Annotated in this window: 26 protein-coding genes; 13 read left to right on the top strand and 13 right to left on the bottom strand. The window is 68.3% G+C overall.

Annotation, left to right across the window (positions count from 1 at the left end):
* Nucleotides 1-35: 35 nt before the first annotated feature.
* The 4 genes from frdD to frdA are packed head-to-tail and all read right to left on the bottom strand — an operon-like array spanning nt 36 to nt 3,314.
* Entirely contained in the window at nt 36-413 is a 378-nt protein-coding gene (gene frdD, locus QWJ38_RS11480) for a fumarate reductase subunit FrdD (RefSeq protein WP_290359220.1), read from the bottom strand.
* Entirely contained in the window at nt 410-802 is a 393-nt protein-coding gene (locus QWJ38_RS11475; RefSeq protein WP_290359219.1) for a fumarate reductase subunit C, read from the bottom strand. Before QWJ38_RS11475 ends, frdD begins: the two co-directional genes overlap by 4 nt.
* Nucleotides 799-1,542, bottom strand: a complete 744-nt coding sequence (locus QWJ38_RS11470) for a succinate dehydrogenase/fumarate reductase iron-sulfur subunit (protein ID WP_290359218.1) — start codon at nt 1,540-1,542, stop codon at nt 799-801. The genes QWJ38_RS11475 and QWJ38_RS11470 overlap by 4 nt, the downstream gene beginning before the upstream one ends.
* Nucleotides 1,539-3,314, bottom strand: coding sequence for a fumarate reductase (quinol) flavoprotein subunit (gene frdA, locus QWJ38_RS11465; RefSeq protein WP_290359217.1), 1,776 nt, complete (start codon nt 3,312-3,314; stop codon nt 1,539-1,541). Before frdA ends, QWJ38_RS11470 begins: the two co-directional genes overlap by 4 nt.
* A gap of 243 nt (nt 3,315-3,557) precedes the next feature.
* Here frdA and QWJ38_RS11460 point away from each other — a divergent pair, with 243 nt between their 5' ends.
* The 5 genes from QWJ38_RS11460 to QWJ38_RS11440 all read left to right on the top strand — a co-directional run bounded on the left by QWJ38_RS11460 (nt 3,558) and on the right by QWJ38_RS11440 (nt 7,303).
* A complete protein-coding gene (locus QWJ38_RS11460) occupies nt 3,558-4,037 on the top strand; it encodes a VOC family protein (RefSeq protein WP_290359216.1) in 480 nt (159 codons plus the stop codon).
* Between the two features lie 7 nt (nt 4,038-4,044).
* Entirely contained in the window at nt 4,045-4,944 is a 900-nt protein-coding gene (gene yddG / locus QWJ38_RS11455; RefSeq protein ID WP_290359215.1) for an aromatic amino acid DMT transporter YddG, read from the top strand.
* Between the two features lie 138 nt (nt 4,945-5,082).
* Nucleotides 5,083-6,804 carry a carboxylesterase/lipase family protein gene (locus tag QWJ38_RS11450; protein WP_290359214.1) on the top strand — a complete coding sequence of 574 codons (1,722 nt, stop codon included), beginning with the start codon at nt 5,083-5,085 and terminating at the stop codon, nt 6,802-6,804.
* A 42-nt stretch (nt 6,805-6,846) separates the two neighbouring features.
* Nucleotides 6,847-7,128 carry a hypothetical protein gene (locus tag QWJ38_RS11445; RefSeq protein WP_290359213.1) on the top strand — a complete coding sequence of 94 codons (282 nt, stop codon included), beginning with the start codon at nt 6,847-6,849 and terminating at the stop codon, nt 7,126-7,128.
* Nucleotides 7,129-7,174: 46 nt separating this feature from the next.
* On the top strand, nt 7,175-7,303 hold the full coding sequence (locus tag QWJ38_RS11440) for a hypothetical protein (RefSeq protein ID WP_290359212.1): 129 nt from the start codon (nt 7,175-7,177) through the stop codon (nt 7,301-7,303).
* A gap of 57 nt (nt 7,304-7,360) precedes the next feature.
* Here QWJ38_RS11440 and QWJ38_RS11435 read toward each other — a convergent pair whose 3' ends face one another.
* Together QWJ38_RS11435 and hemP are read right to left on the bottom strand one after the other, a co-directional pair.
* Nucleotides 7,361-7,708, bottom strand: coding sequence for a hypothetical protein (locus tag QWJ38_RS11435; protein WP_290359211.1), 348 nt, complete (start codon nt 7,706-7,708; stop codon nt 7,361-7,363).
* A 233-nt stretch (nt 7,709-7,941) separates the two neighbouring features.
* A complete protein-coding gene (gene hemP, locus QWJ38_RS11430; protein WP_290359210.1) occupies nt 7,942-8,166 on the bottom strand; it encodes a hemin uptake protein HemP in 225 nt (74 codons plus the stop codon).
* A gap of 196 nt (nt 8,167-8,362) precedes the next feature.
* Here hemP and bfr point away from each other — a divergent pair, with 196 nt between their 5' ends.
* The 3 genes from bfr to QWJ38_RS11415 all read left to right on the top strand — a co-directional run bounded on the left by bfr (nt 8,363) and on the right by QWJ38_RS11415 (nt 10,178).
* Nucleotides 8,363-8,842, top strand: a complete 480-nt coding sequence (bfr, locus tag QWJ38_RS11425) for a bacterioferritin (protein ID WP_290359209.1) — start codon at nt 8,363-8,365, stop codon at nt 8,840-8,842.
* A gap of 157 nt (nt 8,843-8,999) precedes the next feature.
* Entirely contained in the window at nt 9,000-9,239 is a 240-nt protein-coding gene (locus tag QWJ38_RS11420) for a (2Fe-2S)-binding protein (protein WP_290359208.1), read from the top strand.
* 33 nt (nt 9,240-9,272) lie between these two features.
* The gene (locus QWJ38_RS11415; protein WP_290359207.1) at nt 9,273-10,178 is read left to right on the top strand and encodes an alpha/beta fold hydrolase; all 906 of its coding nucleotides are present in this window, start codon (nt 9,273-9,275) and stop codon (nt 10,176-10,178) included.
* 10 nt (nt 10,179-10,188) lie between these two features.
* Here the strand turns inward: QWJ38_RS11415 and QWJ38_RS11410 are convergent, their stop codons facing one another.
* Nucleotides 10,189-10,866 (bottom strand): ankyrin repeat domain-containing protein, encoded by a 678-nt coding sequence (locus tag QWJ38_RS11410; protein ID WP_290359206.1) that lies wholly within the window; start codon nt 10,864-10,866, stop codon nt 10,189-10,191.
* Between the two features lie 269 nt (nt 10,867-11,135).
* Between QWJ38_RS11410 and QWJ38_RS11405 the strand changes: the two genes are divergently transcribed.
* Nucleotides 11,136-12,866, top strand: coding sequence for a pyrroloquinoline quinone-dependent dehydrogenase (locus QWJ38_RS11405; protein WP_290359205.1), 1,731 nt, complete (start codon nt 11,136-11,138; stop codon nt 12,864-12,866).
* Nucleotides 12,867-12,873: 7 nt separating this feature from the next.
* Complete coding sequence (locus tag QWJ38_RS11400; protein WP_290359204.1) at nt 12,874-13,464, top strand: c-type cytochrome; 591 nt, start codon at nt 12,874-12,876, stop codon at nt 13,462-13,464.
* A gap of 17 nt (nt 13,465-13,481) precedes the next feature.
* Here QWJ38_RS11400 and ureG read toward each other — a convergent pair whose 3' ends face one another.
* Together ureG and QWJ38_RS11390 are read right to left on the bottom strand one after the other, a co-directional pair.
* Nucleotides 13,482-14,165 carry an urease accessory protein UreG gene (gene ureG / locus QWJ38_RS11395; protein WP_434063970.1) on the bottom strand — a complete coding sequence of 228 codons (684 nt, stop codon included), beginning with the start codon at nt 14,163-14,165 and terminating at the stop codon, nt 13,482-13,484.
* Between the two features lie 200 nt (nt 14,166-14,365).
* On the bottom strand, nt 14,366-14,698 hold the full coding sequence (locus tag QWJ38_RS11390) for a hypothetical protein (protein ID WP_290359203.1): 333 nt from the start codon (nt 14,696-14,698) through the stop codon (nt 14,366-14,368).
* A 252-nt stretch (nt 14,699-14,950) separates the two neighbouring features.
* Here QWJ38_RS11390 and QWJ38_RS11385 point away from each other — a divergent pair, with 252 nt between their 5' ends.
* The 3 genes from QWJ38_RS11385 (at nt 14,951) to QWJ38_RS11375 (ending at nt 18,750) form a co-directional block, all read left to right on the top strand.
* Entirely contained in the window at nt 14,951-16,594 is a 1,644-nt protein-coding gene (locus QWJ38_RS11385) for a gamma-glutamyltransferase family protein (protein WP_290359202.1), read from the top strand.
* 225 nt (nt 16,595-16,819) lie between these two features.
* Nucleotides 16,820-18,184, top strand: coding sequence for an MFS transporter (locus tag QWJ38_RS11380; RefSeq protein ID WP_290359201.1), 1,365 nt, complete (start codon nt 16,820-16,822; stop codon nt 18,182-18,184).
* Nucleotides 18,181-18,750, top strand: a complete 570-nt coding sequence (locus QWJ38_RS11375) for a GNAT family N-acetyltransferase (protein ID WP_290359200.1) — start codon at nt 18,181-18,183, stop codon at nt 18,748-18,750. Before QWJ38_RS11380 ends, QWJ38_RS11375 begins: the two co-directional genes overlap by 4 nt.
* 48 nt (nt 18,751-18,798) lie before the next feature.
* Here QWJ38_RS11375 and ugpQ read toward each other — a convergent pair whose 3' ends face one another.
* From ugpQ to ugpA, 4 genes are all read right to left on the bottom strand, one after another.
* Nucleotides 18,799-19,551, bottom strand: coding sequence for a glycerophosphodiester phosphodiesterase (gene ugpQ, locus QWJ38_RS11370; protein ID WP_290359199.1), 753 nt, complete (start codon nt 19,549-19,551; stop codon nt 18,799-18,801).
* Between the two features lie 5 nt (nt 19,552-19,556).
* Entirely contained in the window at nt 19,557-20,630 is a 1,074-nt protein-coding gene (locus QWJ38_RS11365) for a sn-glycerol-3-phosphate import ATP-binding protein UgpC (RefSeq protein WP_290359198.1), read from the bottom strand.
* A 12-nt stretch (nt 20,631-20,642) separates the two neighbouring features.
* On the bottom strand, nt 20,643-21,494 hold the full coding sequence (ugpE, locus tag QWJ38_RS11360) for a sn-glycerol-3-phosphate ABC transporter permease UgpE (RefSeq protein ID WP_290359197.1): 852 nt from the start codon (nt 21,492-21,494) through the stop codon (nt 20,643-20,645).
* A 152-nt stretch (nt 21,495-21,646) separates the two neighbouring features.
* Nucleotides 21,647-22,534: a sn-glycerol-3-phosphate ABC transporter permease UgpA gene (gene ugpA / locus QWJ38_RS11355; RefSeq protein ID WP_290359196.1), complete on the bottom strand. Its 888-nt coding sequence runs from the start codon at nt 22,532-22,534 to the stop codon at nt 21,647-21,649.
* Nucleotides 22,535-22,649: the final 115 nt, after the last annotated feature.

Genomic DNA, 22,649 nt, shown 5'->3' with positions numbered 1-22,649 from the left:
CGATCTCAAGCCTCGGGCATCGATAACCGGACGGCTCAGAAACCGATCGCCAGCAGGCTCCAGCTGGTTACCACGGTGATCAGGGCCGCTACGCCGTAGCAGAGCAGGCGCGTGCCGGCGCTGGCATGGATGCCGACGTCGTGCAGGCTGTGATAGATGCGGTGGGCCGCATGCCAGGCGAACAGCGCGATCACGGCGAACAGAAAGGCCTTGCCCAGCCAGTGCTGGGCGAAGGCGAGCATGCGCGGGTAGCTCATGAAGTCGGCGGGCAGGATCAGGCCCAGCGGCACGAGCAGGCCGGTGATTAGCACCAGCATGGGCCCGAGCAGGGCCGACAGCATGCCGCCGGCGCCGAACAGGCCCCAGAAGATCGGCGCATTCGAGCGCCGGCGCGGCAGCGGCTTGCTCGTCATGGCTTCAGCATCCAGGCCAGCAGCAGGAGCACGAGGGCGGCGGCGGCGGCAATCATGCCGACGCGGGTGATCGTCGTGGCCGCGACGCGCTCGCCGCCGACGAACATCATCGGCATCGTCTTGGGCATGATCTCGAACCAGCTGATCGTGTGATAGACCATGGCGACGAGCAGCAGCAGATGGAAGACGAGCGCGGGCCAGCTACGCAGCGCCTGCAGCCAGCCCTCGAAGGCCTCGGGCCCCTGGGCCAGGCGCCAGACGCCCGTCATCAGCACGATGGCATAGGCGAGCACGCCCAGGGCGGTCGCCTCGCGCCACATATAGCGGACGAAGAAGGGATCGCGCTTCCACCAGCCGCTCATCGGCCGCTTGTAGGGCTTTCTTGTCATCCTGCGGCTCCCTTCGGCGCGACGAAGCGCAGGAAGTAGTCCTTGGTGCTGGCGACCTTGTTCTGGTTGACCGCATTGGCCGGGTCCACGCCCTTGGGGCAGACCTCGCTGCAATAGCCGACCGCCGTGCAGCTCCACACGCCTTCCTCGGCGTTGACGATCTGCATCCGCTGCTCGCGGGCGCCGTCGCGCGAGTCGGCGTTGTAGCGGTGCAGCAGCGCCATCGCGGCCGGGCCGATGAACTTGTCGTCGATGCCGTACTGCGGGCAGGCCGCATAGCAGAGCAGGCAGTTGATGCAGGAGCTGTACTGCTCGAACAGCTCGAGCTCATGCGGCGTCTGCAGGTATTCGCCGGCCTCCAGCGGCTGCGGCGTCTTCGGCACGATATAGGGCGTGATGCTCTCGAGCTTGCCGAGGAAGTCCTCGATGTCGACGATCAGGTCGCGCTCGATCGGAAAGTGGGCGAGCGGCTCGACGCGCAGGCCCGCCGGCGCATAGTCGCGCAGAAAGGTCTTGCAGCCCAGGCGCGGCTTGCCGTCGACCATGACGCCGCAGCTACCGCAGATCGCCATCCGGCAGCTCCAGCGGAAGCTCAAGGATCCGTCGAGTTCGTCCTTGATCAGCTGCAGGCCCTGCAGCACCGACATGTCATCGGTATAGGGAACCTCGAAGCGTTGCCAGACGGGCTCCTGGTCCTGCTCGGGGCGGTAGCGCAGCACCTCGATGGCAATCGTCTTCATTCGGTGGCCTCGGCCTTCTCGCCGGCGGCGCCGTAAGCGCGCACGCCGGGTTGGGACTTGGTGATGCGCACATCGGAGTAGGCGATGCCGGGGGCGTCGTCGCCGCGGTAGCGCGCCAGCGTGTGCTTGAGGAAGTTCTGGTCGTCGCGCTCGGTGAAGCCGTCCAGGCGCTGGTGCGAGCCGCGCGACTCGCGACGCTCGAGCGCCGAATGCGCGATCGCCTGCGCGACGTCGAGCTGGTAGGACAGCTCCAGCGCCAGCAGCCACTCGGTGTTCCAGCCGCGCGAGCGGTCGTCGAGCCGGATCTTCTTGCAGCGCTGCCGCAGCTCGGCGAGCTTGTCGCAGGTCTGCTGCATCTGCGCTGCGCTGCGGTAGATGCCGCAGCCGTCTTCCATCGTCGCGGCCATCTCGCGGCGCAGCGTGGCGATGCGCTCGCTGCCCGCCTGCGCAGTGAGCAGGCCCAGCGCCCGCTGCTGGGCCTGCTCGGCCTGCGCGGCCAGCTTGGCGGCGTCCGCCCGCTGCGCCTGCGCCGCATGACGCGCCGCCTGCACGCCGGCCACCTTGCCGAAGACCAGCAGCTCGGTCAGCGAGTTGGAACCGAGCCGGTTCGCGCCGTGCAGGCCCACGCTAGAGCATTCGCCGGCCGAAAAGAGGCCCGGCAGCGAGGCCGAGGTGTCCGCGGCGGCCTCGATGCCGCCCATCGTGTAGTGCACGGCCGGCAGCACCGGGATCGGCGCTTTGGCCGGATCGACGCCCAGATACTCCTCGGCCAGTTCGTAGATCTGCGGCAGGCGCTCACGCAGCTTCCTCTCGCCCAGATGGCGCAGGTCCAGGTGCACGACGGGCACGCCGTTGGGCCCGTCTATCGTGCGGCCCTTGCGCTTCTCGTGCCAGTAGGCCTGGCTCAGGCGGTCGCGCGGGCCCAGTTCCATCGCCTTGTTGCGCGGCTCGGGCGACGCCGGCCCGAGGCCGTAGTCCTGCAGATAGCGGTAGCCGTCCTTGTTCAGCAGGAAACCGCCCTCGCCGCGACAGGCCTCGGTGAACAGCAGGCCGGTGCCGGGCATGCAGGTCGGGTGGTATTGCACGAACTCCATATCGCGCAACGGCACGCCATGCCGGTAGGCCAGCGCCATGCCGTCGCCGGTGACGATGCCGCCATTGGTGTTCTCGCGGAACACACGGCCGGCGCCGCCGGTGGCGATGATGACGGCCGGGGCCTGGATCAGGCGGAACTCGCCGCTGGCGATCTCGATCGCGACGACGCCCTGCACACCGCCATCGTCGCTGAGCAGATCGACGGCGAAATGCTCGTCGAAGCGCTTGATCATCGGGTATTTGATCGAGGTCTGGAACAGCGTGTGCAGCATGTGGAAGCCGGTCTTGTCGGCGGCGAACCAGGTGCGCTCGATCTTCATGCCGCCGAAGGCGCGCACATTGACATGGCCGTCCGGCTTGCGGCTCCAGGGGCAGCCCCAGTGCTCCATCTGCACCAGTTCGCGGTGCGCCTCCTTGACGAAGAACTCGACGACTTCCTGCTCGCACAGCCAGTCGCCGCCGGCCACGGTGTCGTTGAAATGGTGATCGAGGCTGTCGTGCGCCTGCGTCACGGCGGCCGATCCGCCCTCGGCGGCCACCGTGTGGCTGCGCATCGGATAGACCTTGGAGACCAGCGCGATGCTGAGCTTGGGGTTCTCCTCGGCCACCGCGATGGCTGCGCGCAGACCGGCGCCGCCAGCCCCGATGATCGCAACGTCGGCCTTGAAGATGTCCATATCGGCGAGGGGCCGCAGACGGCCACACGGTTAGCGGACGGACGAAGGGACGGAAAGACCTGTCACCCGGCGGTGCCAGGTCATCGGCGATCATAGTGAGGCGAGGCGCAAGGTCAATCCCGGCGCGGGTGCCGCCGGACTTCGGGTCGGATGCGTCGGGTCGGTCCCGGGAGTGACAATTGCCGGTGCTGTCGCAGCAGCCTCGTCGCTGCGCTTCACACCCATTGCTAAAGGAGAACGGCAGTGACCAGCAAGAACACGATCTGTCTCTGGTACGACGGCGCGGCGCTGGACGCCGCCCAGTTCTATGCCCAGACCTTCCCGGACAGCGCGGTCGGCGCCGTCCATCGCGCGCCCGGCGACTATCCATCCGGCAAGCAGGGCGATGTGCTGACGGTCGAGTTCACCGTCGCCGGCATTCCCTGCCTGGGCCTGAACGGCGGGCCCGCCTTCAAGCACAGCGAGGCCTTCTCCTTCCAGATCGCGACCGAGGACCAGGCCGAGACCGACCGGCTGTGGGACGCGATCGTTGGCAACGGCGGCCAAGCCAGCGCCTGCGGCTGGTGCAAGGACAAATGGGGCCTGTCCTGGCAGATCACGCCGCGCGCGCTGACGGCCGCCATCACCGATCCCGATCCGGCCGCCGCCAAGCGCGCCTTCGAGGCGATGATGCAGATGGGCAAGATCGACATCGCGGCGATCGAGGCGGCCCGGCGGGGATAGCGCCGGCTTGAATCCCTCCTCGCGCGGCGCCACCCTGCTGGGCCTGCTTGCCATCCTGTTCTGGAGCACCTCGGTCGGCGTCACGCGCAGCACGATCGAGTTCCTGGGCCCGACCGGCGCGCCGGCGCTGCTGTTCAGCCTGTCGGCCCTGCTGCTGTGGCCGCGGCGCCGCCCGCTGCGCGAGCTGCCGCGCCCGTACCTGATCGTCGGCGCGACCTTGTTCGTCGCCTACGAGCTCTGCTTCGTGCTGGCCCTGGGCCTGGCGCGCGACCGCGGCCAGGCGATCGAGATCGGCATGGTCAACTATCTATGGCCCAGCCTGACCGTGCTGTGCTCGGCGCTGGCCGGCCGCCAGCGCCTGAACGCGCCCATGCTGGGCGGCCTGGCGCTGGCCTTCGCCGGCGTCATCGCCGCCTCCTCGCCGCCCGAGGGAATGTCGCCGACGCGCTTTTTCCTGAACGCCGCCGACAACCCGCTGTGCTACGGCCTGGCGCTCGCCGGCGCGATCGTCTGGGCGCTGTACAGCACCGCCACCAAGCATCTGGCCCAGGGCAGGAACGGGCTCTGGTTCTTCATGCCGCTGAGCGCCGTCGCCTTCTGGATCATTCATCTGCTACAGGCCAGCCCGCCGCCCATGGACTGGTCCGCCCGCGTGGTCGTTCAGGTCGGCCTGGCCGGCGCGGCCGTCACGCTGGCCTACAGCCTGTGGAACACCGGCGTGCTGCACGGCAATATCCATCTGCTGGGCCTGGCCGCCAACGGCACGCCGCTGCTGTCGGCGCTGTTCGCCTCCATCCTGCTCAGCACGCCGCTGACCGGCATGTTCTGGATCGGGGCGGCCACGGTGGCCCTGGGTTCGCTGCTGGCGGCCCTGGGCGCAAGACGGCGTGGCGGCGCGGCGGCCTGAGGAATGGCGGCCTGGCGAACTGCATCGTTCGCAACCCCTAGCCGTCGATGCTGAACTTTAGGGTTAGCCCTGTTCTCGCTTGCATCGAGCGGCCGTACGGTCGCTACGACCAATCACAGGAGACGACCGATGCCGAGCATGAAGTCACTTCTCGCCTGTCTGGCCTTGCTGGGACATGCCATGTCCTTTGCGCAGGCCCCCTCGGACAGTGTTGAACGCGTCACGCGCTTTGGCAAGATCGTCGGTATCGACGATTCCGCCGCCAGCGGCACCTATGCCTGGAAGGGCGTGCCCTTTGCCAAGCCGCCGGTCGGTGCGCTGCGCTGGCGAGCACCGGTCGACCCCGAGGGCTGGAAGACGGCCCGGCCCACCCAGCAGTTCGGCCCGGCCTGCGTCCAGTACGGGCGCATCTACGGGCCCGGCGCCAACAACCGCTACGACCCGACGATAGGCACGACGCTGGGCCAGGCGGTCGGCAGCGAGGACTGCCTCTACCTGAACATCTGGCGCCCGGCGGACCGCCGCGGCAATCTGCCGGTGATCGTGTTCGTGCATGGCGGCAGCAATGTCTCGGGCTATACCGCCGACCCGGTCTACGACGGCGCTGCCCTGGCGAAGAGCGCCAATGCGGTGGTCGTCAGCGTCAACTACCGCCTGGGCATCTTCGGCTTCCTGAACCTGCCGCAGCTGAAGAGCGGCAGCGATCCGCTCGAGGATTCGGGCAATTTCGCGCTGCTCGACATCGTCAAGGCGCTGCAATTCATCCGGCACGACATCGCCAAGTTCGGCGGCAATCCGACCAATGTCACCCTGATGGGCCAGTCGGCCGGGGCCATCAATGTCTACGCCTTGCTGACGACGCCGGTGACCGTTCAGGCGCGACCGCAGCTCTTCCATCGCGCGGTGCCGCTGAGCGGCGGCATCTCGCTGAGCGCCAACCTGCCGCCCGGCCGCCTGCCGACGCTCAATCCGGCCAGCGTCTACCTGAACCAGGGCAACCGGCTGCTGCAGGAATCGCTGGTGGCCGACGGCCTGGCGGCCGGCCTGCCGGAAGCCGCTGCCTGGGTCGCTAGCCACACGCCCGAGCAGGTGGCGAGCTATCTGCGGTCCAAGTCGCCGGCCAGCCTGCTCTTCACCCTGCTGAGCAAGCTGGCAGCCGTGGGTCTGGCCGGTTCGGGGCCGATCCCGGACGGCACGATGCTGCCCTTGAATCCCATCGCTTCGATCGCCGCCGGGCAGTATCTGCGCGTGCCGGTGATGGCCGGCAACACGCGTGACGAGGGCAAGCTGTTCCCGACCTTTCTGACCCTGCTGGGCGGCCCCAGTGGGCGCCTGGTCAACGACAAGCAGCTGTTCGACATCCAGTTCGCCTATCAGCCCGATGCACCGGCGCAGATCGCCATCGAGCAGTGGATACCGGCGGCCTACCTGCCGGTCGGCACGCCTGGCAGCGGCTTCACCGCCCGCACCGAGCTGCTGGATGTGCTCTTCCTGCAGGCCTCCGCCGACAATGTGCTGGCGACGCTGAAGTCGCAGCAGAACGAGGTCTGGTACTACCGCTTCGACTGGGACCTCGAGCCCGCGCCCTTCAACGACATCTACGGCGCGGCCCACGCCTTCGATCTGCCCTTCCTGTTCGGCAATTTCGGCCCCTCGCTGTTCGCGCATATCGCCAACAGCAGCGCCAACCAGCCGGGCCGGCTGGCGCTGTCGCGCGCGATGATGGCCAGCCTGGCCGCCTTTGCCCGCAGCGGCGACCCGAACGCCCCTGCGGCCTTGGGGCTCGACTGGCCGACCTGGCCGTCGAGGCTGATCTTCGACGCGTCTCTGACGGACGCGGCGCTGTCGGTCCAGCCCTAGCCGACGCGAGCAGGGCGGGTGCGGCCGTCGTACCATTGAGGCATGCGCAAGCTGCTCGCCCTGATCGCCGTGCTCCTCGGCTGCCTGATGTTCGTCGGGCAGTCCATGGCCGCGACTTCGGCGCGCTACAGCGACTGCTGCCTGCAGGGCTGCGAAGGCTTGATGCAATGCGCCAACCTCGCCTGCGAGGTCTGCGTGCTGCCGCAGGTGATCCCGGCGTCGCCTTCGATCGTGATCCCTTCGCCGGCGCAAGCCGAGCCGAGCCTGTCCGGCAAACGGCTGCGGGTCGGCCCCCTGCGTGAACCCTGGAACCCGCCGGATTAGATGGAGGGCCGTCCGCACGACCCTCCATCAACAAGGAAAGGTTTTCATGAAATCCAGACTGATCAAATTGGGCGCCGCGTTGGCCCTGCTCGGCGGCTCCGCCGCGGTGCTGGCCGCTCAGGCCTGCTGTGGCGACATCGCCTGCTGCCTCGAGCAGCTGCTGTGCTGCTTCTAAGAGCGGCCTGAGCTGAACCGTGGGCCGGCGCTTGCGCCGGCCTTTTGCTTGATGGGCTCAGCGATCACGGCCGGCCTGAGACGCCGGCGCTTCCGCTTGGCCGGCGCTGCCCAGCGATGCTAGGGCACGCCGAAGACCGCTGGCAGTTGGCGATTCGAGGTACACGCGCGCTGGTCGAGCTCGCGCTGCAGACCCTCGGCGACCGGCGTGCTGGCCGCAGTCATTGATCACGCCGCAGTGCAGCTCGTAGTCGCTGGCGATCGCATTGCCGCCCAGCAGCTTGCTGATGCGCCGGCGCGAGCCGCCGGGCACGGCCACCGGCGCCGCGGGCGGCTGCTCGGCCTGCAGAACGGAAAACACATTCGGCTTGCTGCACATCGAATCGACCTCCGACATTCCATTCATTGACCCATCAACAGCGCGCCACGGCGCTCAGTAGCGCAGCGGGTATTCGACCCAGCTGGCCAGGGCTTGCCCGGCGGGCCGGCGTATTGGAGAGGGCGTAGAGAAGGGCGGTGACGCCCAGCGCGACAGGCCTGGTCTTGTGCGGCATGGCTCGTGAGTCCTGCTGGAACTGGCACGGGCTGGCGGGCGCTGGCTGGTGCGGTGGAGGAAGAAAAAATCGATGGCCGGAATGCCTACTTGGTCAGGATCAGCTTGCCCAGCGAAGTCAGGCGCAAGCGATAGAGCTGGCCGGAATGCTCGATCTCGATCTCGATCTCGCGCTCGTTGCCGAACAGCGTCAGGCTGTTCAAGCGCTTGCGCCCGGCGATCGCCGGCGGGCTCGCGGCCGGCAAGGGTTCATCGACCGTCTCGGGGCGGCCGGACGGTGGACCGGCGGGTGAGGGACTTGCTGTTGGCATGGTGTTATATTAAATGCGAACCATTCGCAATTGCAATGAAAACTTGAGAAACTTGAGAGAGGGCGTCGGCGGCGACCGGGCCGGTGGAATTGAGCCTGAGAACGCTTCGTATGCAGAGCGCCGGCGCGCGGGTTTTGCTGGGCTGCGGCGGGCCGAGCACGCACAATGCGCGGTAGTCCACAACGAGGAGAGAACAATGAAGGGCGACGCCAAGGTCCTGGAATTCCTGAATGCGCAGCTGAAGAACGAGCTGACCGCGATCAACCAGTACTTCCTGCATTGCCGGATGCTGAAGAACTGGGGCTTCGAGCGCCTGGCCAAGCACGAGTACCAGGAGTCGATCGAGGAGATGAAGCATGCGGACAAGCTGATCGACCGCATCCTGGTGCTGGAGGGCCTGCCAAATCTGCAGGACCTGGGCAAGCTCTATATCGGCGAGAGCGCCGTCGAGATCCTCGACTGCGATTTGAAGATCGAGATGGGCTCGCACCCGCTGCTGAAAGACGCGATCGCCCATTGCGAGGCGGTGCGCGACTATGTCTCGCGCGAGGTGCTTGAGGAGATCCTGAAGGACACCGAGGAGCATATCGACCACCTGGAAACCCAGATCGCCCTGGTCGCCCAGATCGGCGAGCAGAACTGGCTGCAGAGCCAGATGGGTGGCGCCGAGTCCTGAGCGGCCGCTTCTTCGCCTCATCCGATGCGGGCCTCCCGGGTCTTGGCCGGGGAGGCCCGACTTTTTGCACGGGTTTGTTGCGAATTTGATTGAGAAGAGTTCGCATTTGCGTTAGAGTTGGTCCTGCTCAATCTGAGCGCCAGCCCCTTCGCGAGCCATGATCGTCTGCCTTTGCCACCGTGTTTCCGACCGCGACATCCGCCGCAGCGTCGATGCGGGCGTGCGCAATTTCGAGGTGCTGCAGGACGAAACCCGGGTCGCCTCCGCCTGCGGCTGCTGCCACGACTGCGCCCGCGAGGTCTTTGACGCGGCCGTGGCCAAGAGCGGCTGCCCGGGCCTGTGCCATATCGGCACGGCCGGCAGCGGCTATCCGACCGTCGAACTGGTGCGCGCCTGATCCGGCGCTGCCCCGGCCGGCTATGCTGGCCGCATGGATAGCGCCGCCGCCGAACTGTTCCCGAGCTTCACCTCGCGCCGCCTGGAAGTCGGCGACGGGATCGAGATCCACGCCCGTCTCGGCGGCTCCGGCCCGCCGTTGCTGCTGCTGCACGGCCATCCGCAGAGCTCGGCCATCTGGCACAAGGTCGCGCCGGCGCTGGCCGCGCATTTCAGCCTGGTGCTCGGCGATCTGCGCGGCTATGGCGAGTCGTCCAAGCCGGCCGGCACGGCCGATCACGGCAACTACAGCAAGCGGGTGATGGCCGAGGACATGCGCCGCGTGATGGCCGCGCTGGGCCACCGGCGCTTTGCCGTGCTGGCCCACGACCGCGGCGCGCGGGTCGCGCACCGGTTGGCGGCCGATCATGCGGACGCGGTCGAACGCCTGGTGCTGCTGGACATCGCGCCGACCTTGGCGATGTACGAGCAGACCGGCGAGGCCTTCGCCCGCGCCTACTGGCACTGGTTTTTCCTGATCCAGCCCAGCCCGCTGCCCGAGCGGCTGATCGAGGCCGACCCGGCCGCCTATGTCCGCGAGGTGATGGGCCGGCGCGGCGCCGGTCTGGCACCCTTCCACCCGGCCGCGCTGGCCGAGTACATGCGCTGCATCGCCTTGCCCGGCGCCGCGCATGCGGTCTGCGAGGACTACCGGGCGGCCGCCGACATCGATCTGGCGCATGACCTCGCCGACCGCGAGGCGGGCCGGCGGCTCGCGATGCCGCTGATGGCGCTGTGGGGGGCTGAGGGCGTGGTGCAGCGCTGCTTCGATCCGCTGGCCGAATGGCGACGCGTCGCCGACGATGTGCGGGGCCAGGCCTTGCCCTGCGGCCATTACATCCCCGAGGAAGCGCCGCAGGCGCTGCTGGACCAGGCGCTGCCTTTTCTGCTGGCCCGCTGAGCGGGGCCCTTCAGCGCGCGCCGGCCGCCGACAGCAGGGCGACCGTCTCGGCCTGGCCGGCCTGGCGCGCGATCTCCAGCGCGGTCAGACCGCGGTCGTCGCGCAGCGCCGGGTCGGCACCCTTATCGAGCAGCAGGCGCACGACCGGCGCATGGCCCTGGCCGGCGGCCCACATCAGCGCCGTCAGACGATGGTCGTAGCCGGCGTCGAGCGCAACGCCGCGCGCCAGCAGCAGCGCGACGATCTCGGCATGCCCCTGGCCGGCGGCATAGACCATGGCCGTCTTGTCGACCTGGTCGGTGGCGTCGATTCTTGCGCCGGCGTCGAGCAGGCGGCGCACCAACACAATGTCGCCCGAGTGGCAGGCAGCCATCAATGGCGTGACCCGGTTCAAGGCGGCCAGCTGCACATCGCTGCCGGCATCGAGCATCACCGTGCCGAGCTCGGTCTGGCCGCGCTCGGCGGCGATCAGCAGCGCGGTCTTGCCCAGCCGGTTGCGCGCATTGGGCGCGGCACCCTGGGCCAGCGCGCGCTTGACGGCCGGCACATCGCCCTGGCGCGCGGCGATCAGCAATTGCGCATTGGCGCTGGTGTCGGTCTCGCGCTGGCCGCCGGCGGGGGCGCCGCTCAGCAGCAAGGCCAACGCCACGGTTGGGGCCAGACAGGAAACAAGGCTCGATCGCTTCACCGCATCACCTCCGCAGACGACCTGACCCCCCAAGTCTGCGGCAATTCGGCGTTTGCAGCGCGGGGAATTCCCATTATTCTTGCGCGCTGAGGATACGCGCGACCCGACTGTCGCCCATGTGTCCGCCAGCGCTGCAGCAACGGAGCAGCCGGGCGACGCAGCTGAGCCCTCCACGTGCCCTCCACGCGCTCCCTGTCAGGTACCGGGACCTTTGCGCCATGACGTGATGCCATGGCGCGGGGGATAAGAGCAAAGCAAAGGAGACCTCCATGCACATCGATCTTCGTCACTCCGCCGCGAGGGCCTTGCTGGGCCTGACGCTTGCCGTTGCCTGTACCGGCGCCTGGGCCCAGGCGGAGGTGCAGGGCGGCGCCGCGCCGACCGGCCAGCCGCTGCCCAAGGACATCGCCGTTCCGCAGTCGCGGCTCGACGCTGCCGGTGGCGACGCGGTCAACTTCCTGCATTCGAACGGCAGCTATGCGCAGACGCGCTACTACCCGGCCAGCCAGATCAACACCGGCAACGTGGCCAAGCTGCGGCCGGTGTTCAGCTTCCAGACCGCGGTGCTCGAGTCGATGGAGACGGCCCCCATCGTCGTCGACGGGATAATGTTCATCACCACCTCCTACAACCATGTCTATGCGCTGGACGCAGCGACCGGCAAGGAGTTCTGGCACTTCAAGCACAAGATGGGGCCGGTGACGACCTATTGCTGCGGGCCCAACAACCGAGGCGTCGCCGTGCTCGACGGCAAGCTCTTCATGGGCACGCTGGACGCCAAGCTGATCGCGCTGGAGGCCAAGACCGGCAAGCAGCTGTGGGAGACGCAGATCGCCGATCCCGAGCTCGGCTATTCGGAGACGATGGCGCCGGTGGTGGTGAACGGCAAGGTGCTGATCGGCACCAATGGCGGCGAGTACGGCGTGCGCGGCTTCGTCAAGGCCTTCGACGCCAATGACGGCAAGCTGCTGTGGACCTTCTACACGATCCCGGAGAAGGGGCACGAGGGCGTCTGGGCCGTCAACGACGCGACCGGCCGCAATATGCTGCGCGACATCGCGGCCGAGAAGGCGCAGCTGGAGCAGAAGGGCGGCGACTTCTACAAGACCCTGGGCGGCGGCGTCTGGATGGCGCCCGCGGTCGACAAGGAGAGCAACACCGTCTTCTTCGTCGTCGGCAACCCCAGCCCCGACCTCTACGGCCGCGAGCGGCCCGGCGACAATCTGTACACGAACTCGATGGTCGCCATCGACCTGAACACCGGCGCCTACAAATGGCATTACCAGTACATCGCCCACGATGTCTGGGACCTGGACGCCGTCTCGCCGGTGATCCTGACCGAGGCCAAGGACAAGGCCGGCAAGATGCGCAAGGTCGCCATCCACGGCGGCAAGACCGGCCATATCTATGTGCACGACCGCGCCACCGGCGAGCTCTTGCGCTTCAGCGAGGCGATGGTGCCGCAGGAGAATATGTGGGTGCTGCCGACCAGCAGCGGCGCGCGCATGCTGCCCGGCGCCAATGGCGGCGTCGAATGGAGCCCGATGGCGGTCAACGCCAAGCTGCGCCTGGCCTATGCGGCCAATCTGCACCAGCCGATGACCTACCACGTCGAGGAATCGCGTTATCCGGGTGGCAAGCTCTGGCTCGGCGGCGCCTTCAAGACGATTCCGAGCGAGAAGCAATGGGGCCGGCTGGCGGCGGTCGACATCGACACCGGCAAGATGGTCTGGAAGTTCGACACCGAGCAGCCGCTGATCGGCGGCGTGCTGGCCACCGCCGGCGACCTGGTCTTCAACGGCGAGGGCAATGGCTTCTTCCGCGCCTTCGATGCCAAGACCGGCAAGAAGCTGTGGGAGTACCAGGCCGGCGCCGGCGTCAATGCACCGGCCGTGTCCTATCAGGTCGGCGGGAAGCAGTACATCGCGGTGGCGGCCGGCGGCAACACGCAGCTGGACTTCAAGCGCGGCAACACGGTGCTGGTCTTTGCGCTGCCTTGAGTCGGCAATGAGGCGCCGCGGCCCGGTCCTTGCGCTGCTGCTCGCCGGTCTCGGCGCCGGCGCGGCGGCGCAGCAGCAGCAAGGGGCCGCGCCGGCCATGCCCGAGAAGGCCGCGGCCTGCGTCGCCTGCCACGGACCGGGCGGTGCCAAGCCGATCCAGGACGACTATCCGCGCCTTGCCGGCCAGACCTCGCGCTATCTCTATCTGCAGTTGCGCGACTATCAGGAAGGCCGGCGGGAGAACCCGCTGATGTCGCCGATGGCGGCCGGCCTCAGCCGCGACGAGATGCGCGCGCTGGCCGACTACTTCGCCGCGCAGAAGCCGCAGCCGCAGGGCTTCGCGGTCGACGCGGCCAAGGCCCGGCTGGGCAGGGCCAAGGCCGACGAGACCTTGTGCACGATGTGCCATCTGGGCGGCTTCTCCGGCCAGAACGAGGTGCCGCGCGTGGCCGGCCAGAACCCGGCCTATGTCGTCAAGCAGCTGGCCGACTTCAAGGCCGGCCGCCGTACCAACGACGCCGGCACGATGAGTTCGGTCTCCAAGACGCTCAGCGAGGCCGATATCGAGAACCTGGCCCATTACCTGGCCGGGCTCTGAGGCCGCGGGCTGGCGGCTCAGGCCTTCAGCAGGCCCTTGCGCTCGATGAAGTCGATCACCTCGGCTAGGCCGGCGCCGGTCTTCAGATTGCTCATCACGAAAGGCCGCGTCGGTCGCATGCGCCGCGTGTCGGCCTCCATCACCTCCAGATTGGCACCGACATGCGGCGCCAGATCGGTCTTGTTGATGACGAAGAGATCGCTCTTGGTGATGCCGGGCCCGCCCTTGCGCGGGATCTTCTCGCCGGCGGCGACGTCGATCACATAGATCGTCAGGTCCGACAGCTCGGGGCTGAAGGTGGCTGCCAGGTTGTCGCCGCCCGATTCGATGAAGACGATGTCGGCGTCCGGATACAGGCGCAGCATGCGGTCGACCGCCTCCAGATTGATGGAGGCGTCCTCGCGGATCGCCGTGTGCGGGCAGCCCCCGGTCTCCACGCCCATGATGCGCTCGGGCTCCAGCGCGCCGGCGACGGTCAGGAGGCGCTGGTCTTCCTTGGTATAGATGTCGTTGGTGACGACCACCAGGTCGTAGCGCTGGCGCAGTGCCTTGCACAGCACCTCGACCAGCGTCGTCTTGCCCGAGCCGACCGGCCCGCCGACCCCGACCCGCAGCGGCGGCAGTTTCTTGGTACGACCGGCGATCGCGTGGAGGGCTTGCTGCGGCTTGCCGCCGGAGCTCATGCTGCTGATGTCGCTCATGGATTGTCTCTTGCACCGATGAATGAAGAACCTAGCACGGAGACTAGCAAACTCGATGCCACGGCTCCGCGGGCGGCTGCCAGGCGATGAAAAGAAAAGGATCCGCAGCGACTCGCGTCGCGGCGGATCCAAAGGGAGTGAGAGGAATATCTTCGAAGCCTGGGGACAGGTCTTGCCTGTCCCATCGGCTCAGGCCGCCATCACTTCTTCGCTTCGGTCTTGGCTTCGGCCTTCACCTCGGCCGTGGCGGTCGGCGCCGAGGCGCTGGCGGCATGGGCATGTGCATGCTTCTTCGTCGTCGTCGCGGCATGCTTGGTGGCCGGGGCCGTCGTCGCGGGCGCTGCGGCCGTCGTAGTGGTCGTCGTTGCCGCAGCGGTGGCTGCCGGCGTGGTGCTCGGCGTCGCCGCAGTGGTCGCGGTCGTGGCCGTTGCAGCGGGCGCGGCCGTCGTCGGCGCAGGGGTCTGGGCCATCGCAACACCGGCAGACAGAACCAGCAGCGAGGGGATCAGGGCGGTCTTCAGGACGTTCATCATCAGGATTTCTCCAGTGGTTGCGAAAGGTGCCTGTACAACGAGACCCTGGAAACCGGCGTTGACGCTCGCGCGGCGCGTTTGCAATGCGTTACATCGCCGCGATCGCGGCCTCGATCACGGCTTGGACCGCCGCATTCGCGCTTGTGCGCAGGCAGGAAAGCCTGGACATCGCGTACTCACGCGAGGCGCCACAATCCCGGCACAAGCCATCGGCAGAGACAAGCAAGCACGCGAGAAAGAAAGAGCCCGACGATGAACGACAGCAAGACCCGGACGCAGCCCTTCGACTGGAACAGCGCCTACCCCAGCCTGCGCAGCCCCGTGTTCGCGCGCAACATCGTCTCGACCTCCCATCCGCTGGCGGCGCAGGCCGGCCTGCGCATGCTGGACCGGGGTGGCAATGCGGTCGACGCAGCGATCGCGACGGCCGCCTGCATGACCCTGGTCGAGCCCTGCAGCAACGGCCTGGGCTCGGACGCCTTCTGCATCATCTGGGACGGCAAGGAGCTGCATGGCCTGAATGCCTCGGGCACTGCGCCGGCCGCCTGGACGCCCGAGTACTTCTTCCGGCGCTATGGCGCCGATGCGAAAGCGCTGCCCAAGCGCGGCTGGGACGCGGTGACCGTGCCCGGTGCGGTGGCGGGCTGGGTGGCGCTTTCCGAGCGCTTCGGCAAGCTGCCGTTTGCCGACCTGATGGCGCCGGCGATCGAGATTGCCGAGCGCGGCTACGCGGTGCCGATGGTCGTGCAGAGCAAATGGACGATGGCCGCGGCGGTGCCGGAGCTGACCTCGCAGCCGGGCTTTGCCGAGACCTTTCTGCCGTACGGGCGCGCGCCTCAGGTCGGCGAGCAGTTCCGCTTCTCCGCCGCGGCGCGCAGCCTGCGCCTGATCGCCGAGAGCAGGGGCGAGGCCTTCTACCGCGGCGAGATCGCCGAGGCGATCGCCGCCTTCGCGCGCCAGACCGGCGGCGCGATGACGACGGCCGATCTGGCTGCCTACCGGCCCGAATGGGTCAAACCGATCTCGCAGAGCTATGCGGGCCACGAGCTGCACGAGATCCCGCCCAATGGCCAGGGCATTGCCGCGCTGATCGCGCTGGGCATACTCAAGCATCTGGACCTGCCCGCGCATGCGGTCGACAGCGTCGCCTCCACCCATATGCAGATCGAGGTGATGAAGCTGGCCTTCGCCGATGTCTACCGTTATGTCAGCGATGCGCGGACGATGAAGGTCGGCGTCGACGAGCTGCTGGACCCGGCCTATCTGGCCCAGCGCGCCAAGCTGGTGGACATGAAGCGCGCGCAGGACTTCAAGGCCGGCAACCCGGTCAAGGGCGGCACCATCTACCTGACGGCCGCCGACGAGAGCGGCATGATGGTCAGCTTCATCCAGAGCAATTACATGGGCTTCGGCTCGGGCCTGGTGGTGCCGGGCTATGGCGTCTCGCTGCAGAACCGCGGCCATGGCTTCACGCTGGAGGCCGGCCATGCGAATGTCGTCGCGCCCGGCAAGCGGCCCTTCCATACGATCATCCCGGCCTTCCTGACCAAGGACGGCCAGCCGGTGATGAGCTACGGCGTGATGGGCGGCAATATGCAGCCCCAGGGCCATATGCAGACCCTGGTGCGCATGCTGGACTACCGCCAGCAGCCGCAGGCCGCCTGCGACGCGCCGCGCTGGCGCTTCAACGAGGGCCTGTCCATCAATGTGGAGCCGAGCATGAAGCCGGCCACCATCGAGGGCCTGCGCGCGCTGGGCCACCAGATCGGCGACATCCACGACAGCTACCAGGACTTCGGTGCCGGCCAGTTCATCTGGCGGCTCGGCGATCCGGCCGTCGAGGGCTATGTGGCGGCCAGCGATCCGCGCCGCGATGGTGCGGCTGTCGGCTTCTAGGGACCGCCGGGTCCCGGCGTAAGGGGCCAGCTGCTGCTAGGATAGTGGCACCATGACCAAGCTCCTCGACCGCAGCCGATGCCGCACGCCCCGTGCCGCCGGCGCCTGCGCGGGCGGTTTTGGCCCGCTGCCGTCCGCTCCGCGCTGAGCCGCGTTCGGCGGCACGAAGAAGAAGTTCGGATCCTGCGCTCACGAGGCCGGGGTCCAGATCGCGGAGATGTCCCCATGCAAACCCGGCTGCTTTTCCGGCTGCGGTCCTTTGTCCAGTTGCTGCGCCAGCGCTGCAGCCTGCCGCCCGGCGATCTGCTGCGCGATGCCGTCTACCGGCGCCTCTGGTCCTCCATCCTGATCAGCTCGCTGGGCGGGCAGATCACCATGCTGGCCCTGCCGCTGACGGCGGCCGTGCTGCTGAACGCGAGCCCGACGCAGATGGGCCTCCTGACGGCGATGGAAATCGCCCCCTTCGTGCTGTTCTCCCTGCCCTCGGGCGTCTGGCTCGACCGCGTGCGCAAGCTGCCGGTCTATGTGATCGGCGAGGCCTCGCTGGCCGTCGCCGTCGCGACGGTGCCGCTGGCCGCCTGGATGGGCTGGCTGACGATGAGCTGGCTCTACGTCGTCGGCTTCATCCTCGGCACTGTCTACACGACGGCCGGCAGCGCCGCCCAGATCGTGCTGACCCAGGTCGTGACGCGCGACCGCCTGGTCGAGGCGCACGCGAAGAACGCGCTGGCCTCCTCCGGCGCCGAGGTCGCGGGGCCGGGTCTTGCCGGTGCGCTGATCAAGCTGATGGGTGCGCCGATGGCGCTGGCCGTCGACGCGGTGCTGGTGCTGGTCTCGGCGCTGATCCTGCGCGGCATCAAGGTTCACGAGGAGCTGCACCGCGGCAGCAGCGCCGACTTCTGGCGCGACCTGAAGGCCGGCGTGCAGTTCGTGCGCCGGCGCGCGCTGCTGGTCAGCCTGGCCAGCGCGGTCGGCGGCTGGCAGCTGTGCAATAACGCGGCCCAGGTGGTGCAGATCCTGTTCGCGACCCGTAGCCTGGGCCTGTCGGCCCAGCAGGTGGGCCTCAGCTATGTCGCCCTGGGCGCCGGCACCGTGCTGGCCAGCATCTTCGGCCACCGCATCAGCCGCCGCTTCGGCCCCGGCCCCTCGCTGGTGCTGGGCATCGCTGCCAGCGGCCTGGGCTGGCTGCTGTTGTCGCTGATGCCGGCCAATGCGCTGGGCGTGGCCGCCTTCGCCTTCATGCTGTTCGCCTTCGGCGTCGGCGCGGTGCTGATCTTCATCAACTTCCTGGCGCTGCGCCAGGCGGTCACGCCGGCACCGATGCTAGGGCGCATGACCAGCACCATGCGCTGGCTGATCCTGATCCCGGCCGGCCCCGGCGCGCTGCTGGGCGGCTGGCTCGGCGAGCATGTGGGCCTGCGCGCGGCGCTGGCCTTTGCCGGCACGACCGCGCTGCTGCTGAGCCTGATGGCCTGGCGCCACCCGGTGATCCGCCAGGTGCGCGAGCTGCCGGCGCCGGAAAACGTCGAGGAGCAGCTCGGCGCCGAGGCGGCCCCGGGCCTGCCGCCTGATATGGTGCCCAACAAATGACGATGAACCCGCTGCTGATCGAGGTGCCCGAGGCTATCGAGACCGAGCGCCTGCTGCTTGCCGCGCCGCGCGCGGGCATCGGCCCGGCGCTGGCCGCGGCAATCGGCGAGTCGGTTGCCGAGCTGCGCCCCTGGATGCCCTGGGCGCAGCAGGCGCCGAGCATCGAGGACTCGGAGGCGGTCGCGCGGCGCCAGCTGGCCGACTTCGTGCTGCGCAAGGACCTGTGCTTCCAGATCTACGACCGCGCCGCCGCAGGCCGGCGCCTGCTGGGCGGCACCGGCCTGCACCGGATGGACTGGGAAGTGCGGCGCTTCGAGATCGGTTACTGGATCCGCAGCTCCGCCCAGGGCCAGGGTTATGTCAGCGAGGCCGTCCAGGCCATGGCGGCGATGGCTTTCGAGCGGCTGCGCGCGCGCCGGGTCGAGATCCGCTGCGACGACGTCAACCTGCGCAGCCGCGCGGTGGCCGAGCGCTGCGGCTTCGAGCTCGAGGGCATTTTGCGCAGCGATGGCCTGAACCCGGCCGGCGAGCCGCGCAATACCTGCGTCTACGCGCGCCTGGCCTGAAGCCCGATCAGAGTGCAGTCGGCAGGCCGCCGAACTGCAGGGGCGGCCTCATCGGGGCTCGGCCGGCGAGAAGCGGTCGACCGCGTCGGTGATGATGCCGTCCACGCCGCTGGCGATCAGCCAGCGCGCGCTGGCCGGATCGTTGACCGTGTAGACCAGCGCCCGCAGGCCGGCCGCGTGGATCGTCGCCACCGTCGCCGCGTCCATCAGCGGGTAATGGGTGACGACGGCGACGCAGCCCAGACCGCGCGCCTGCTCCAGCCAGCCGGGTTTCAGCGCATCGAGCAGCAGCGCGCGCGGCAGTTCCGGGGCGGTCTCGGCCGCGCCCAGCAAGGCCTCGGGCCTGAACGAGCTGAGCAGCGGCCGGCTTGCCGCATCGGCCCACAGCCGCAGCACTTCGCGGCCGACCATCTGGCCGGTGCGCAATTCCTCGCCCGGCGTCGGTTTCAGCTCGATGTTCAGCGCATGGCCGTTGGCCAGGCTGAAGCCGGCGATGCTGTCCAGGCTCGGCAGCGGCTCGCCGGCATAGCTGCGGCCATGCCAGCCGCCCGCATCGAGCCGCGACAGCTCGCTCCAGTCGCGCTCGGCGGCCAGGCCGCGCTCCGGCGTCGTGCGGTCCAGCGTCGCGTCGTGCAGCAGAAAGGGCACGCCGTCGCGGCTCAGCTTCACATCGCATTCGAAGGCGCGGTAGCCGTGCCGGGCACCCAGCCGAAAGGCCGCCAGCGTGTTTTCCGGCGCCAGCTTGCCGGCGCCGCGGTGCGCGATCCAGAAGGGCAGCGGCCAGGCGCCGGTGGCGTCCATGCCGCTCAGGCCTCGACGCGCTGCTGCGTCTGCGGGTCGAACCAGTGCAGATGCTGGGCGGTGATGGCCAGGCGCAGCGTGGCGCCGAGCTCGGGTGGCGTCTCGGTCGCGTCGATGCGCAGGGTGAACGGCGTTGCCTCGCCGAGCCGGCCGTAGACCAGGCGCTCGGCGCCCAGCATCTCGATCATTTCGACCCTCAGCGGCCAGCCACTGGCCGCACGCCAGTCGTCCACATGCTCCGGACGCAGGCCGAGGATCAGCTCGCCGTCGCGCGGCGCGGCGGCCGGCAGCTCCAGCGCGACGCCGTCGATCTCGAAGCGGCGGCCCTGGGCCCGGCCCTTCAGCAGGTTCATTGGCGGCGAGCCGATGAAGCTGGCGACGAAGGTGGTCTGCGGCCGGCCGTAGACCTGCTCGGGCGTGCCGATCTGCTCCATATGGCCGGCGTTCATCACGATCATGCGCTGCGCCAGGGTCATCGCCTCCACCTGGTCGTGGGTGACGAAGAGCGAGGTGACGCCCAGCTCGCGGTGCAGCTTCTGGATCTCCAGCCGGGTGGCGGCGCGCAGCTTGGCGTCCAGGTTCGACAGCGGCTCGTCGAACAGGAAGACCTGCGGATTGCGCACGATCGCGCGGCCCATCGCGACGCGCTGGCGCTGGCCGCCGGACAGCTCGCGCGGCTTGCGCTCCAGCAGATGGCCCAGCTCAAGGATCTTGGCCGCCTTGTCGACGCGGGCCTTGATCTCGGCCAGCGGCGTCTTGGCGATCTTCAGGCCATAGGCCATGTTCTCGAACACCGTCATATGCGGGTAGAGCGCGTAGTTCTGGAACACCATCGCGATGTCGCGGTCGGCGGGCTCGATCTTGTTGACCACGCGCGGGCCGATCGCGATCTCGCCGCCGGAGATTTCCTCCAGGCCGGCCACCATGCGCAGCAAGGTCGACTTTCCGCAGCCCGAGGGGCCGACGATGACGATGAACTCGCCGTCGGCGATCTCGGCATTGACGCCATGGATGACTGGATTGGCCTTGGCGCCGCGGCCGTAGCGCTTGACGACATTGCGCAGGGAGATGCTTGCCATGTGCTTCTTGCTCTATTTCTCGGTGTCGACCAGGCCCTTGACGAACCAGCGCTGCATCAGGATCACGACCAGGGCCGGTGGCAGCATGGCCAGCACGGCGGTGGCCATGATGATGTTCCATTCGTTGCCGGCATCGCCTCCGGAGATCATGCGCTTGATGCCGATCACCACCGGGTACATGTCCTCCTGCGTCGTCACCAGCAGCGGCCACAGGTACTGGTTCCAGCCGTAGATGAACTGGATCACGAAGAGGGCGGCGATGCTCGTCCGCGACAGCGGCAGCAGCACGTCCTTGAAGAAGCGCATCGGTCCGGCGCCGTCGATGCGCGCGGCCTCGACCAGCTCGTCGGGCACCGTCATGAAGAACTGGCGGAACAGGAAGGTGGCGGTGGCCGAGGCGATCAGCGGCACGGTCAGGCCGGCATAGCTGTTCAGGAGGCCGAGGTCGGAGACCACCTGGTAGGTCGGGCCGATGCGCACCTCGACCGGCAGCATCAGGGTGACGAAGATCGCCCAGAAGAAGAAGCCCTTGAAGGGGAAGCGGAAGTAGACGATCGCGAAGGCCGACAGCAGCGAGATCGCGATCTTGCCCAGCGCGATGCTCAGCGCGCAGATCAGGCTGACCGTCATCATCCGCGCCACCGGCGCCTTGGAGCCGACGCTGGCCTCGTTGCCGAGCAGGGCGCTGCGGTAGTTGTCCAGCAGATGGCTGCCCGGCAGCAGCGGCATCGGCGCCTGCACGATCTCCTGGGCCGTCTGCGTCGAGGCGACGAAGGTCACATAGAGCGGAAAGGCGACGATCAGCACGCCCAGGATCAGCACCAGGTGCGAGAGGAGGGTCAGGGCGGGGCGGCGTTCGACCATGTCAGTGAGCTTGAGCGTATGAGACTTGCGGGCCGAGCGCCGGGCCGTCCCAAGCCGGCCCGCCGTGGCGATGTGCTTGCCGGTCGATCCGGCAAGCATCGCCGTCTCCCCGGGGGACCGGCCAAGGTAGTCCTTGGACGAGGGGCTTCATATCAGTACTGGACCTTTTTCTCGACGTAGCGGAACTGCAGCACTGTCAGCCCGACGACGATGGCCATCAGGACGACCGACTGCGCGGCCGAGCCGCCCAGGTCCATGGCCTTGAAGCCGTCGTAGTAGACCTTGTAGACCAGGATGGCCGTGTCCTTGCCGGGGCCGCCGTGGGTGGCCGCGTCGATGATGCCGAAGGTGTCGAAGAAGGCGTAGACGATGTTGATGACCAAGAGGAAGAAGGTGGTCGGCGACAGCAGCGGGAAGACGATGGTCCAGAAGCGCCGCCAGGGCCCGGCGCCGTCGATTGCCGCCGCCTCGATCAGCGATTTGGGGATCGACTGCAGGCCGGCCAGGAAGAACAGGAAGTTGTAGGAGATCTGCTTCCAGACGGCGGCCAGCACGACCAGGGTCATCGCGTCGTTCGAGTTCAGAAGATGGTTCCAGCTGATGCCCAGCGCATTGAGCCCGTAGGAAACGATGCCGATCGAGGGTGCGAACATGAACAGCCACAGCACGCCGGCGATCGCCGGCGCCACTGCATAGGGCCAGATCAGCAAGGTCTTGTAGACGGCCGCGCCGCGCGCGACGCCGTCGGCCATCACCGCCAGCAGCAGCGAGATCGCCAAGCCCAGCGCCGCGACCAGGACCGAGAACAGCGCCGTGGTCTTGAAGGAGGCCAGGTAGCTGGCGTCGCCGAAGAGCTGGCGGAAGTTGTCCAGCCCGACCCACTCGGTCGACATGCCGAAGGCGTCCTGCTGCTGCAGCGATTGCAGCAGCGCCTGGCCGGCCGGCCAGAAGAAAAACACGCTGATGACGATCAGCTGTGGCGTCAGCAGCAGCCAGGGCAGCCAGGCCGAGCGGAACAGGACGCGCTTTTCGACGGCCATCAGCGCCCCTCGCCCGGCGGGTACGCCGGTCGGCCCCCCGAGGGGGCGGCGATCCTCGCCGGATCGACCGGCAAGGACATCGCCAAGCGGGCCGGCTTGGGAGCGGCCCGGCGCT

This window comes from Roseateles violae (assembly GCF_030410485.1).
Lineage (GTDB): Bacteria > Pseudomonadota > Gammaproteobacteria > Burkholderiales > Burkholderiaceae_C > Roseateles_D > Roseateles_D violae.
The sequence above is the reverse complement of the archived record's forward strand: the minus strand, read 5'-3'. Positions and strand labels throughout refer to the sequence as shown.